Source organism: Paenibacillus tyrphae (genome assembly GCF_024158745.1).
GTDB classification, from domain to species: Bacteria; Bacillota; Bacilli; order Paenibacillales; family NBRC-103111; genus Paenibacillus_G; species Paenibacillus_G tyrfis_A.
The window spans coordinates 12,572-25,288 of the sequence record NZ_JAMZAW010000022.1; the positions used below are offsets into that span (position 1 = coordinate 12,572).

Consider the following 12,717-nt stretch of genomic DNA (forward strand, 5'->3'; position numbering starts at 1 on the left):
ATACGCGGCACGATCTTCACATGCCGCGCGTTGAAGTTCAAGGTTCAAGCTTACTTCGAAGGAGCAAATGTGCCTTCTTTGACTTGCAGTACGACAAAGTTTGACTTCGTCAACGTGCCCTGCGGAGTGAAGGAAACTTGTCCGGTGAGCGTTTTTACATCGGATTTGGCCAATGCTTCGGTAATCGCCTTTTTGTCCGTAGAGCCCGCCCGCTTGATGGCATCGGCCATCACCTTGATTCCGTCGTATTGCAGAGCGGAGTACGGACCCGGCTCCTGGGAGAACTTGCCTTTATAATCATCGATGAACTTCTTGGCATCCGGCAGGAATTCCGCCGTCGGACTGTTGGTGATGAACGTGCCTTCAGCCGCAGATTTACCGGCAATGTCGATCAGCATCTTGTCGTTCGCTCCGTCGCCGACTCCGATGATGCCGGAAACGCCTTGCTGCTTGAACTGCTTGATGAACAGGCCTCCGCCCTTGTAGTACGCCGTCCAGTATGTCGCGTCGGGCTGTGCTTGCTTCAGCTTGGATACCAGCGAGGAGAAGTCCGTTTCGTCCGGGTTCACGGCGTCGAATACGACGACTTTCGCGCCCGCGCTCTCCACCTGCTTCTTCGTCACTTCCGCCAAGTCTTTGGCGAAAGCGGAGTTATCGTGAATAATCGCAATTTTTTTCGCTTGTTTTTGGTTGACCATATACTCCGTCGCCATTTGCGCCTGGTGCACCCCGGTGCCGTTGATCATGAAAATTTCCGGAAATTTCTGATCGGCGATTTTTTGCGAGTTGGCCGCCGTAATGACCGTCGGAATGCCGTTTTGATGGAACACGCCGGTGGCCGGGATCGCGGCGCCGGAGCAATAGCCGCCGACGACGGCGGTTACGCCTTCGGATACGAGTTTGTTGGCGGCAGCCGTAGCGGTCTGCGGATCGCAAGCGTCGTCCTGGGCGACAAGCTTGATTTTGCTGCCGTTAATCCCGCCGGCGGCGTTGATCTCGTTGGCCGCCAATTCCGCAGCCTGTTTCATGTCTTGGCCCATTTTGGCCTCGTTGCCGCTTAACGCGAACATCATCCCGATTTTAATTTCCTTGCCCGAGGCCGACCCTTCCGTCGAACCCGTCGCAGACTTCGCTGCGTCAGGATTCCCTCCGCATGCCGTAAGCGCTAACATTCCCAAGATAACGGTTGCAATTCCAATTGAAGTTTGTTTTTTCATCGTTTTAGACGACCTCCCGAGATTTTATCTTTATGAAGTAACCGCTTTCACCAAACCTTTTGCAACGAATACGCTTTTCTTTTTATTTACCGTATACTTCGTCAGGTCGGTCGTGTTCGTTTCGCGACAATTCGCGCCGCGAACGAAGCGGATAAATCAACAATGGGGCAATAACCATGAATGGACAGTTGACAGCAGCATATTCAATAGACGGAGTGTAATGATTTCTTACGCGCATGGAGTTTCGAATCTGATGAATGGACGTTTAACTAATCTTGTTGGATCGCCGCCGTCATTCGGACGGCATGAGGAGCCTAAGCCGATGGGTTAAAGATGTGAACCGTTTACAAAAACTTGACCTTTTGTTTGTGAAAAGACATCGTTCCACAAAATGTGTTATTTTCGCCCCTTTGCAGTGTTAAATTTGTTTACACAGCCGATTATACACACGCGTTGTCCTTTTGTACATACTTTTGACAAAAAAAGTTTCGACGCTTGTTTTTATGTTCAAAAATGAACATATTAACCATGAAAAATAATCCAAAAGACCGCTTGCCTTTAGTTGTAACCGGTTGTTTTTCATGTTAAATTTAATTATAAAACTCATGCGAGGCCGCCTATGTTCAATGCTGAACAATTACCTATTCATCGACAACTGCATATGCTTCCTCTTCATTCGACAATCGGCGAAATTTCGACACGCCTGCGTCAGGACGCCGCCGTCTGCATCCTGAAGAATAACGGCGCTTACTTGTTTACCGCCGGGGACCTCTGGCTTTTCGAGCACGGGCACGAGAACACGATCGACGAATTGCCCGGAAGCCCGAATCTGCTATCATCCGTTCTCCCCTATTCGGAGGCTGCCGCCGGGAACTATGAAAGCTTCATGCGGCTGCCTGCCGCGACCCAGCGGCCTGTCGTCTTCCGGGAAGCGGACGGAACCGTAGTCGGCTACAGCTATATGGCCGAGCTGCTGACCTTCGTTTATAAAGAACGGGAGCGGCTTGCCTCTTACTTCTTCACGCTGGCCGAAACGGTAACCGATGCGGTCACGGTCGTCGACCAAACCGGCACGGTAATCTGCTGGAATACCGTCGCCGAAGAGACGTACGGCATCGCTAAGAAGGATATATTGGGGAGACGCATCGGCGAGCATTTCAAGCCGGAAGCGCTTATGGTGCTCCGGATGCTGGACGAAGGCCGGATGATCCGCAATACGTATCACCGACCGCGTCCCGGCAATCACGTGCTCGTTAACGCTTCTCCCGTTGTGGATTATAACGGCCATATTATCGGCGGGATTGCCACGGAGCAGGACATCACCCAATTGGTCCGTCTGAACGACGAGCTTTCTTCGACTCATATGGCGCGCTTCGACGAACAGGCGAGCCAAGAGGACCCCTTTTCCTTCATCAAGGGCAAAGGCGAGCTCATCGGCAATGCGATCCGGTTGGCGCGAAAAGTGGCCGGGGCCGAAAATCCTTTGCTGGTCATCGGGGAAGCCGGGGTGGGCAAGGAACAGCTCGCCCAAGTGATCCATCAAGCCAGCCCGCGGGCCGACAAGCCGTTTATTACGCTGCATTGCGGTTCCGTTCCGGCCGGATTGCTGGAAACGGAGCTTTTCGGCTTTCAGGGGGGCGCTTTCTCGGGAAATCAGACCGGCAGCGCCGGGAAATTGGAACTGGCCGATCAAGGCACGCTGTTCCTGAACGAGATCGACCGGCTGCCGCCCGACATTCAAGCGAAGCTGTCGCAGTATATTCAGACGCAAACGGTCGTCCGGACAGGAGGAACCGTGCCCACTCCGGTACATGCCCGCATCATCGCGGCGACCGATCAGGATCTCCAGAAGATGGTCGAAAAGCAGCTGTTCCGGTCCGATCTATATTACGCGCTGAACGTCATTTCCATCGCGCTGCCTGCGCTTCGCGAACGAAAGGAAGACATCCCTTCGCTGGTTCAAACGTTCGTCAGACAATTTGCGCTGCAGTATCAAAAGCCGGTTCCGCAGCTTGATCCCGAGGTCATGCTTGCGTTCTACAATTACGATTGGCCCGGTAATATTAACGAGCTGATGAGCGTCGTGGAGCGATGCCTGATTCTCAGCGAAAACGAACGCATTACGATGACCAATCTCCCTCCGCATTTGCAAAAGGAGCAGCCGCAGCTGGACAAGCCCAAGGCGGAGCAGCCCGACCAGCAATTGCGAATATTGAAAACGCGGAATACCGAGGAAGAGGAAAAATCGTTAATCGAAGACGCCTTGGCCAAGACGCTCGGCAACAAGAGCGCCGCAGCCAAGCTGCTGGGCATTTCCCGGGGAACCCTGTACAACAAAATGAAGGAGCTTCATTTGGGATAACCCGGCCGTCGGCTGAAAAATAAACGCGGCAACTCCGAGGGCATGACGATGCCGCCCTGCGGGGTGCCGCTTTTGCCGTTTTTGCGTCAGGCTTGACCTTCCTGCTTGCACAGGACAGAGCCGAGCCTGAGCCAGGTAGCGCCTTCTTCAATCGCGACTTCAAAATCGCCGGACATGCCCATCGACAGGTGCCGGATTTCGTATCCAAGCGCCCCCGCCTCGTTCAGCTCGTCGCGAAGCTGCCGCAGTCCGCGGAATACGGGCCGGGCCGCTTCGGCATCCCGGTCCAGCGGAGCCATCGTCATCAAGCCGACCACCTGCACGGCGTCCAGGCTGGACACCTGCCGCGCGAACGGAACAAGCTCCTCCGGCGGCAGGCCGTATTTGCTCTCCTCCCCGGACACGTTCACTTGAATGAAGCAGCGGACCGGTTCGCCTAAGGCGTCCGCTTTTCGCTGCATTTCCGTCGCCAGCGACATCCGGTCCAACGAATGGATATACGCGAACTTGCCGACGACGTCCTTCACTTTGTTTGTCTGCAGATGGCCAATAAAATGCCAGATGCCTCGGCCTCCCAGCGCCTCCCACTTCGGCTGCGCGTGCTGCCAGCGGTTTTCGCCGATGTGCGCCATCCCGAGCTGCAGCATCTTCGACGTCAAATCGGCGGCCCCATATTTCGTAACGGCGACGATCCCGACATCCTCCCGGCGCCGCCCGGCGAGAAGGCATGCAGCCTGAATGCGGCGTTCGACCGCGGCTAAATTAGATGATATGGTGTCCATCGCCCGCCCCTCCTTCTTCTTGGATTCCATCGACCGAATGCACCGCTAATCCGCGAAATACGCCTTGGCCCGGTACAGCCCTTCCGCCAGCCGGTCGACTTCCTCTTCCGTATTGTAGGCAAAAAAGCTCGCCCTGGCGGTTGCTTGCGCCCCGAGCCGTCTCATCAGCGGCTGGCAGCAATGATGCCCCGCCCGTACGGCCACCCCGTACGCATCCAGCGCTGTCGCCAAGTCGTGCGGGTGGATGCCGTCCAGATTAAAGGTCACCATCCCGATGCGCCCCGTCGTCGGGCCATAGATGGTCAGGCCTTCGATCCGCTTCATCCGGGCGACGGCATAAGCGGTCAGCTCCAGATCGTGCTTCTCGATCGCATCCATGCCGATTTGCTCCAAGACCTCGATCGCCGCGCCCAGGCCGACCGCTCCGGCAATGATCGGCGTGCCCGCTTCGAACTTACACGGCGCCTCCTTCCACGTCGCTTCCCGCAGATCGACATGACCGATCATTTCGCCGCCGAATTCGACCGGCTCCATCGCCGACAGCAGCGCCCGTTTCCCGTACAGTACGCCGATGCCGGTCGGACCGCACATCTTATGCCCGGAGAACGCATAGAAGTCGCAATCCAGCTCCTGCACGTCCACTTTCCTGTGAGCGACCGCCTGCGCTCCGTCGACGAGCAGCTTCGCCCCGCGCCGGTGCGCAATCTCGGCGATCCCCTTGACCGGATTGACGGCGCCGAGCACGTTGGAGATATGAGAGACAGCGACGATTTTCGTTCTTGAGGTAACCGTTCTTGCCACGTCCTCAAGCGAGAGAGTGCCGTCCTCCTGCAGCGGAATATAGTTCAATATCGCCCCTGTCGCCTTGGCCGCCTGCTGCCACGGGATGAGATTGGCGTGATGCTCCATCGGGGTAAGGACGATCTCGTCCCCTTCCCTGCATATCGCCCTCGCGTAACCGGCGGCGACCAGATTAATGCTCGCCGTCGTCCCGCGGGTAAAGACGATCTCTGCCTCCGAGGCGGCATTCACAAAACGCGCAACCTTGGCGCGCGCCCCCTCGTACGCCTCGGTCGCCCGAGAGCCGAGGGTGTGTACCCCGCGATGCACGTTCGCGTTGTCCCATTCGTAGAAGCGCTTCAGCGCTTCGATGACTTGAACCGGCTTCTGCGCCGAAGCCGCGCTGTCCAGATACGTCAGCGGATACCCGTTCACCTGCTGCTTCAATATTGGAAACCATTCGCGCAAGGCCGAAACGTTCATCCGGCTCCCCTCCTTTTTCTTTAAAAAATCGCGTTCGCTTCGACGATGACCTTGACCTCGCGCAGCGTCAAATCCTCCGGTCCCTTCACCGGAAGCCCGACCTCCAGATGGTCGGCGATATAAGCGATATGCCGCTCGCCGATCACTTCCCCGGGAAGCAGAATCGGGATGCCCGGCGGGTAAACGTAGATCGATTCCGCGATGATGCGGCCGGCCGATTCCCGAAACGGAATTTTCTCCGTATCCCCGTAGAACGCATCCCGCGGCGTTAACGAGAGCTGGGGGATATCCGGCAGACGGATGTCGCGCTCCGCCGCTTGGCGGCCGCTGCCCCGCTCCTTGGCAAGCTCCTCCAGCGACCGCAGCAGCACGGCAATCGATTCCTCCGTGTCCGCCGGGGTAATCAGGCACAGGATGTTGTACAGGTCGCTTAGCTCCACCTCCAGATTATGCCGGTCCCGCAGCCGGTTTTCCGCTTCGTACCCGGTCATGCCGAGCCCCCGCACATGGATCGTCAGCTTGGTCGGGTCGAAATCGTATGCCGTCTCCGTCCACAAAATCTCTTGGCCGAAGCAGAACAGCCCGGGAATCTCGTTAATCCTCAGCCTAGCCTCCTGGGCCAGCCGAATGGTCCGTTCGGCCATTTCCCTCCCGTGTGTGGCGAGATTTTTACGGGCGGCATCAAGCGATGCGAGCAGGATGTACGAGGTCGACGTCGTGGTCAGCATGCTGAAGAGCGTCTGCGCCCGCTTGACCGAGACGAGTCCTTCCCGCACATGCAGCAGGGAGCTCTGCGTCAGCGAGCCGCCCAGCTTGTGCATGCTGGTCGCCGCCATATCGGCTCCCGCCTGCATTGCCGACATGGGCAGCTTGTCGTGAAAATGGAGCAGCGCTCCGTGCGCTTCGTCCACCAGCACCGGAATGCGGTAGCGGTGGGCCGTCTCGACCATCGCCTGCAGATTCGTGCAGACGCCGAAATAGGTCGGATTGATGACGAGCACCGCTTTGGCGTCCGGATGCATCTCGATCGCCTTTTTCACCGAGCGGACGGAAATCCCGTGGTCGATCCCCAGCTTCTTGTCCCGCTCCGGGGACACGAACACCGGCTTGGCCCCGGAAAAAATAATGGCGGACAAAATCGACTTATGCAGATTGCGCGGTACGATGATTTTGTCCCCCGGTCCGCAGACGGTCATGATCATGGTCATAATGGCGCCGCTGGTTCCCTGCACCGAGAACAGCGTATACTCCGCCCCGAAGGCAAGCGCCGCCAAACGCTGCGCTTCCCCGATGACACCCGTCGGCTGGTGCAAATCGTCCAGCGGCGCAATGTTGATCAGATCGATGGACAAGGCGTTGTCGCCGATAAACGATTTAAAGCCGCTTTCCATCCCCTCCCCTTTTTTGTGCCCGGGGATATGAAATTGGTGCGGCTGCCTTTGCGCATGCTCCAGCAAGGCGGAAAATAGCGGCGTGCGCTGATGGTCGATCATGCAGATTCCCTTTCTTTCTCTCTGGATGTATACTTACGGAGTCCAGTATAAGCCTGCCAAATCTATCGTTCAATTCAATTATTTGTATCATAATCATAGCTTGAACCTATCATTTAACCCTCTTTGTGTACCGCAGCAGCCTTGCCGTCCGGGCGTCGTTTGACCTTACGATCGTTATTGCAGTATCATGGTATATTGTAATTAAAAGAATAGGGTTAATCGGAATGAATGGAGGAATACAGATGAGCCGTATCGCGAAAAACTTAACGGATCTGATCGGGAATACCCCGCTGCTGGAATTGTCCAATTATCATAAAAAGCAAGAATTAAAAGCCACCCTGCTGGCCAAGCTGGAATTTTTCAACCCGGCCGGGAGCGTCAAAGACCGGATCGGCTATGCCATGATCATCGACGCGGAAGAAAGAGGACTCATTCGCCCGCAGGAGTCCGTCATCATCGAGCCGACAAGCGGCAATACCGGCATCGCCCTCGCTTCCGTAGCGGCTGCCCGGGGCTATAAGCTGATCCTGACCATGCCGGATACGATGAGCCGGGAACGGATCAATCTGCTCAAGGCGCTCGGCGCCGAGGTCGTGCTGACGCCGGGCGGCGAAGGGATGCTAGGCGCGATCCGCAAAGCGGACGAGCTGGCGGCGGAAACTCCGCATTCGTTCATCCCCCAGCAGTTTAATAACTTGGCCAATCCGGCGATCCACCGGAAGACGACAGCGGAGGAAATATGGGCAGACACGGACGGCAAAGTCGATATTTTTGTCGCAGGCGTCGGGACCGGCGGAACGGTGACGGGCGTCGGCGAAGTGCTGAAGCGTCACAATCCGGCCGTACGCATCGTTGCGGTGGAGCCGCACGATTCGCCCGTGCTGTCCGGCGGCAAGCCGGGGCCTAACCGCATCCAGGGGCTGGGCGCCGGCTTCGTGCCGGAAGTGTTCGACCGGGCCGTCATCGACGAGATCGTCAAGGTACGCACGGACGACGCCTACCGGACCTCCAGGCTGCTGGGGCAGCAGGAAGGACTGCTGGTCGGCATGTCGTCGGGCGCCGCGGCCTTTGCCGCTACGGAGCTGGCGATCCGGCCCGAGAATGAGGGGAAAACGATCGTCGTGCTGCTGCCGGATTCGGGCGAGCGGTACTTGTCGACCGACCTGTATCAGGAAGAATAGCTGCGCATAATAAAGAAGACGTACGCGGAACGATCGCCAAGGCGATTGCGGTTCCTGCGCACGTCTTTTTTTAATATCAAAAGGCCTATTTGATAACAAGAACGGGAATCCGGGCATGCTGCACGACATGATGGCTCACGCTTCCGAGCACCCATTCGTTAAGGCCGGACAAGCCTCGGCTTCCGATCACGATGAGATCCGCCCCGATCTCCCCTGCATAATCCAGAACGGAGTCCGCAGGCTGACCTTGCAGCAAACTGGCTTTCGCGTTCGGAAGCCCGGCGATTTCCCGGTTCGCTTGGTCGATGAGAGATTGCGCATGCTGTATGTACTCTTCTTCATAGCTTCGCGGAGGAGATACGACCGCTTCGCCGAAGACGACAACGGGATGATGCAGCACATGGACGACCTCAAGCTTGGCGTTCGACTCTCCCGCCAGCTCTTTCGCTTTGGCCAAGGCTCTTTGGGACAGCTCGGAACCGTCGTAAGCAACCAATATACTTGTAAACATGGCAACCATCCTTTCGGAAATCGATAGCAGGCAACATAACAAGTATAGCACACCTGACGGACAAATTAGAAAAGCTTGTCCCAGCGCCGTCATCGGCATGACAACAGAGCCGGTAACCAGCCCAGCGGGAAACCCCCTCTATAATTCCGACTATTCCAAAATGATTTGTATGGTAAGCACAGACCTCTTGTTCTATAATGGATTCAGACCACGATACAAGCTTGCATTTTACACACGGGAAGGGGCTTTTTCGATTGACAGACCTCGCCAGGCACATTCAAGGGCAGGAAAAACTCGTGCCCGATTTTCACGAGCATTTAAAAGTCATTTTACTCGGGACCGGATCGCCGCGGGCGGTCTACGGGGTCGCCAAACCAGGGGTGGCCGTGCTCGTCGGCAGCAAAGTATTTCTCGTCGATTGCGGAGCGGGAACCGTCGGCCAGCTGCTTCTGGCCGGGATCATGCCCCAGCGCATTTCGGACGTGCTGTTCACGCATCACCACAGCGATCACAACTCCGGCTTTTTCGACGTGTTCATCAGCAGTTGGAGAACGCATGTCGTCCCGGGCGCCGTCTACGAGAACCGCACCGTTCCGATGCAGGTGTACGGTCCGGTAACGACCCGGGACATTATCGGTAAAATGGAGGCGTCGTTCGCCTTCGACGTCGATCTGCGAATCAATTACAACAAATCCGCCTTCGACGGCTCGCGAATCGAGTATCACGAATGCAACGAAGGCGTCGTATACGATCGGGACGGCATCCGGATTACGGCCTTTGAGGTCGACCATCGTCCGGTATACCCGGCCGTCGCCTACAAATTCGAATACAACGGGCAAGCGGCCGTCATCTCGGGAGACACCGTTCCGGTAAACAATATGGTTCGTTACGCCCAAGGAGCCGACCTGCTCGTTCACGAGGCTTACAACAAGGAATGGCTAGACGCCCTGATTGCCATGTACCCGGAGCAGGCGACAGGCCTCGGCAATCCGGCGAAATACCATACGACGACGCTGCAAGCGGCCGAAATCGCCCGTCAGGCGAACGTCAAGCATCTGCTGCTCACCCACCACATTCCGGCTCCGGCCAAAACGCCGGAAGCGGAAGCGGCCTACATCCGGGGCATGAGCGAGATTTATCGCGGACCGATTACGGTGGGCCGGGATTTGATGGAGGTGGATCTGGGCGAGCTCTTGCGAAAGCCCGAATAAATGCGGTGCCGTTTTCAAGCGCGCTTTAAAATGCCTTGCCTTCTCAGCTCGCGGATCATTTGCAAGGCCCGCTGCTTGTAGGAATGCTTCTTCACGGCCTGCAGTCCGGCTTTGCGGATCCGCTCGCGCTGTTCGGGATGATTTAAATAGTAGCGGACCAGCCTCATTGTTTGCTGAGGCGAGGAGGAGACGGCCAGATGTTCGCCGGGCTTAAACAATCGTCTGATCTCCGGCGTATCGCTAGTGAGAAGAAAGCCACCCGAACCGAGAATTTCATACGTGCGCTGCGTCACCTGGGTGAGCTTGTTTTGCAATCCGATATTAATTTTTGCCGAGCTGTATACTTGGTTTGCTTTGGGATAGGGCAAGTACCCGTGAATCCAGCTTTTGGGGATGTCGGCGCCGAGAAACCGCTTCATTTCTCCCCATTTTCTCCCCCAAAAATCGATGCGAATCTTCTGCCGGACAAGAGGGCTGATTAATTTGCGGAGCGATTGCTTGCGGTAATGCTTCGGATATTTGACCAGATTCCGGGGATACGCGTTGGCGACAACGGCGATGCTGCACCGGTATTCGCTGCGGGCTTTGACGGGCCTGTGCACCTTGGGGTGGTAACCGAAATCCAAGTGTGCGGACCGGATGCCCATCCTCCGGTAATCCTTCACTCGGGAACGGCAGATGGTAAACACAAAATCCGGCTTCACGGCCCGGATATACGGAAGGGTAAAATATTCCGTATGGGTCGGGTCCTCTGTCGCCCAATACACATGCGGAATTCCCGATCTGCCGACATATTTTCGAATCCACTTCCGGTTGTGCTGCCTGTGCTCAGGGGTCCACCCGAGGGAGACAATGAGATGAGGCCGGAAACGGGCAATCTGCGTTTGAAGGCTCCTTGGGGTCAGGGGACCGGATATTTTTACCTGATGTCCCGCGTCGCGGAAGCCGTTCGGGAGACCGTGAATCCACATCGGATGGCTTTCCAAAAATAATACGCGCATAGTCTGCTCACCTCTTATGGTCGAAATTGGCAGCGAAATGATGCCTTCGATAGGGTACCGAATGTAAAGCCGTTCCGCTTTAAGCCCCGGATGACAGCGGGCAAAGCCTCAAGTGACCTTTTATTGAAATCGTGAAAAAGAATGACGGCCCGCCGCTTGAATCGGCTGCCCTCGAGCACCTTGCGTACGATCGTACCGGCGGTCGGCGGCGGCTTTACCGCATCGTCCGAATCGACGTTCCAGTCAAAATGCCGGTAGCCTGCCTCTCGCATCCTCTTCACCAGAAGAGGCATCAGCCTCCTGCCTCCATATTTCCGGCTTACCCGGTTATTGGTTCCTCCGGGAAAACGAAGAATGGCCGCCGGTCTCTTCCCCGTAACGCGCACCAGAAACGATTCCAGCCGGCGGAAATCTCTTACATAATCGTCTACCGAACGGTAAATCAAGCGGTAATCGTGCGAAAAGGAATGATTGCCGATCGCGTGGCCTTCCCGTACCATTCTCCTGTACAGCCGGATAGCGTACCTCGCCCGATTGCCGACGACAAAAAAAGTCGCCTTCACCCGATGTTGGCGGAGCAGGTCAAGAATAACGCCGGTATTGCGGAACGGCCCGTCGTCAAACGTAAGAAAAGCGACCCTGCTTCTCCCGCTTTTCTCCATCTATTGCTCCCCCCTTTAATGAGAAAACAGGATCAGCGGTTTCCAATAATGCCGCGCCGCCGCAGCACACTTAACAACAACCTCGCCCGGTGCGTATAGCTATGCTTCGCAATCGCCTTTCGGCCCTGCCGCCGGATGCGCTCCCGTCCCGCGGCATCCTTCAGGTAACGGCGTACCGCCCGGACGGTTTGCGCCGGTGAAGAAGTCACGGCAACCTCGTATCCCGGCTTCAGCAGCTTTCGGACCCCCGGCGTATCGCAGGTAAGCAAAAATGCTCCCGAGCCCGCAATTTCGTAGGTGCGCTGCGTGACCATGTCCCGGTAATTTTGCAGACCGAGGACGATTTTCGCCGAGCTGTAGACCTTGCTTGCGTCCTTGTACGGCAAATAGCCGTGAATCCACTGACGCGGAATGCGCCGCCCCAGATAAGGCTTCATTTTATCCCAGTCCCGTCCGTAAAAATCGACGCGGAATCCGCGCTGCAGCAAGGGGCGGAGGAGCATCCGGATCGCCTCCCGGCGAAAATGTCCCGGAGCCTTCTGCAGAACCGACGGATAGGCGTTAGCCACGACCGCAATATCGCACGCATATTTTTTCGAAGGCTTCACCCGGCGATGAAGGCTGGGATGAAACCCGAAATCCAGATGAGCGGCGGCAATTCCTAGCTTGCGGAATTTCCGGGCCGTTTTGGCGGAAATCGTAAAGACGTAGTCGGGCCGCATTCTCCGGATGAGCGGAAGAGTGAACGCCTTCGTAAAATGAGGATCTTCCGTAGACCAATAAACGAGCGGAATCCGCGCGGCCTTGGCGTATTTTCGCATCCATATTTGTTTATTTTTGGTATGGTCTGGCCCCCATCCGACGTTGACGATCAGATTCGGACGGAAGGAAGCCAGGATGGCGGGAATGCGGCGCTTCGTCAGCGGTCCGGACATCCGTACGGTATGTCCCAGATCGCGCAGTCCATCCGGCAGACCTCTGGACCAGATCGTTCCGTTCTCGAAAAAGAGGATTCTCATACTCGGGCTCCTTTC

11 protein-coding genes are annotated in these 12,717 nt (G+C 56.6%); 3 read left to right on the top strand and 8 right to left on the bottom strand.

Annotated elements, in window-relative coordinates; genetic code table 11:
- Positions 1-50 precede the first annotated feature (50 nt).
- Positions 51-1,217, bottom strand: a complete 1,167-nt coding sequence (locus NI000_RS27330) for a branched-chain amino acid ABC transporter substrate-binding protein (RefSeq protein ID WP_253414536.1) — start codon at positions 1,215-1,217, stop codon at positions 51-53.
- Between the two features lie 619 nt (positions 1,218-1,836).
- Here NI000_RS27330 and NI000_RS27335 point away from each other — a divergent pair.
- Positions 1,837-3,579, top strand: a complete 1,743-nt coding sequence (locus tag NI000_RS27335) for a sigma-54 interaction domain-containing protein (protein ID WP_253414537.1) — start codon at positions 1,837-1,839, stop codon at positions 3,577-3,579.
- Between the two features lie 86 nt (positions 3,580-3,665).
- Here the strand turns inward: NI000_RS27335 and NI000_RS27340 are convergent, their stop codons facing one another.
- Genes NI000_RS27340 through NI000_RS27350 form a run of 3 tightly spaced genes read right to left on the bottom strand, consistent with a single transcriptional unit; the run spans position 3,666 to position 7,114 of the window.
- A complete protein-coding gene (locus tag NI000_RS27340; RefSeq protein WP_253414538.1) occupies positions 3,666-4,361 on the bottom strand; it encodes a YggS family pyridoxal phosphate-dependent enzyme in 696 nt (231 codons plus the stop codon).
- A gap of 45 nt (positions 4,362-4,406) precedes the next feature.
- Complete coding sequence (locus NI000_RS27345; protein WP_253414539.1) at positions 4,407-5,624, bottom strand: cysteine desulfurase; 1,218 nt, start codon at positions 5,622-5,624, stop codon at positions 4,407-4,409.
- 20 nt (positions 5,625-5,644) lie between these two features.
- Positions 5,645-7,114, bottom strand: a complete 1,470-nt coding sequence (locus tag NI000_RS27350; RefSeq protein WP_309247941.1) for an aminotransferase class I/II-fold pyridoxal phosphate-dependent enzyme — start codon at positions 7,112-7,114, stop codon at positions 5,645-5,647.
- 245 nt (positions 7,115-7,359) lie between these two features.
- Here NI000_RS27350 and cysK point away from each other — a divergent pair, with 245 nt between their 5' ends.
- Entirely contained in the window at positions 7,360-8,298 is a 939-nt protein-coding gene (gene cysK / locus NI000_RS27355; protein ID WP_253414542.1) for a cysteine synthase A, read from the top strand.
- Between the two features lie 85 nt (positions 8,299-8,383).
- Here the strand turns inward: cysK and NI000_RS27360 are convergent, their stop codons facing one another.
- Complete coding sequence (locus NI000_RS27360; RefSeq protein WP_253414543.1) at positions 8,384-8,809, bottom strand: universal stress protein; 426 nt, start codon at positions 8,807-8,809, stop codon at positions 8,384-8,386.
- 254 nt (positions 8,810-9,063) lie between these two features.
- Between NI000_RS27360 and NI000_RS27365 the strand changes: the two genes are divergently transcribed.
- Positions 9,064-10,020, top strand: coding sequence for an MBL fold metallo-hydrolase (locus tag NI000_RS27365; protein WP_253414544.1), 957 nt, complete (start codon positions 9,064-9,066; stop codon positions 10,018-10,020).
- A 14-nt stretch (positions 10,021-10,034) separates the two neighbouring features.
- Here NI000_RS27365 and NI000_RS27370 read toward each other — a convergent pair whose 3' ends face one another.
- Genes NI000_RS27370 through NI000_RS27380 form a run of 3 tightly spaced genes read right to left on the bottom strand, consistent with a single transcriptional unit; the run spans position 10,035 to position 12,702 of the window.
- On the bottom strand, positions 10,035-11,021 hold the full coding sequence (locus NI000_RS27370) for a CgeB family protein (RefSeq protein WP_253414545.1): 987 nt from the start codon (positions 11,019-11,021) through the stop codon (positions 10,035-10,037).
- A gap of 14 nt (positions 11,022-11,035) precedes the next feature.
- The gene (locus NI000_RS27375; RefSeq protein ID WP_253414546.1) at positions 11,036-11,683 is read right to left on the bottom strand and encodes a polysaccharide deacetylase family protein; all 648 of its coding nucleotides are present in this window, start codon (positions 11,681-11,683) and stop codon (positions 11,036-11,038) included.
- A 32-nt stretch (positions 11,684-11,715) separates the two neighbouring features.
- Positions 11,716-12,702 (bottom strand): CgeB family protein, encoded by a 987-nt coding sequence (locus NI000_RS27380; RefSeq protein WP_253414547.1) that lies wholly within the window; start codon positions 12,700-12,702, stop codon positions 11,716-11,718.
- Positions 12,703-12,717 lie beyond the last annotated feature (15 nt).

Coding starts and splice junctions, on each gene's coding strand:
- NI000_RS27330 (WP_253414536.1), bottom strand. CDS start 1,217: ATGAAAAAACAAACTTCAATTGGAATTGCAACCGTTATCTTGGGAATG.
- NI000_RS27335 (WP_253414537.1), top strand. CDS start 1,837: ATGTTCAATGCTGAACAATTACCTATTCATCGACAACTGCATATGCTT.
- NI000_RS27340 (WP_253414538.1), bottom strand. CDS start 4,361: ATGGACACCATATCATCTAATTTAGCCGCGGTCGAACGCCGCATTCAG.
- NI000_RS27345 (WP_253414539.1), bottom strand. CDS start 5,624: ATGAACGTTTCGGCCTTGCGCGAATGGTTTCCAATATTGAAGCAGCAG.
- cysK (WP_253414542.1), top strand. CDS start 7,360: ATGAGCCGTATCGCGAAAAACTTAACGGATCTGATCGGGAATACCCCG.
- NI000_RS27360 (WP_253414543.1), bottom strand. CDS start 8,809: ATGTTTACAAGTATATTGGTTGCTTACGACGGTTCCGAGCTGTCCCAA.
- NI000_RS27370 (WP_253414545.1), bottom strand. CDS start 11,021: ATGCGCGTATTATTTTTGGAAAGCCATCCGATGTGGATTCACGGTCTC.
- NI000_RS27375 (WP_253414546.1), bottom strand. CDS start 11,683: ATGGAGAAAAGCGGGAGAAGCAGGGTCGCTTTTCTTACGTTTGACGAC.
- NI000_RS27380 (WP_253414547.1), bottom strand. CDS start 12,702: ATGAGAATCCTCTTTTTCGAGAACGGAACGATCTGGTCCAGAGGTCTG.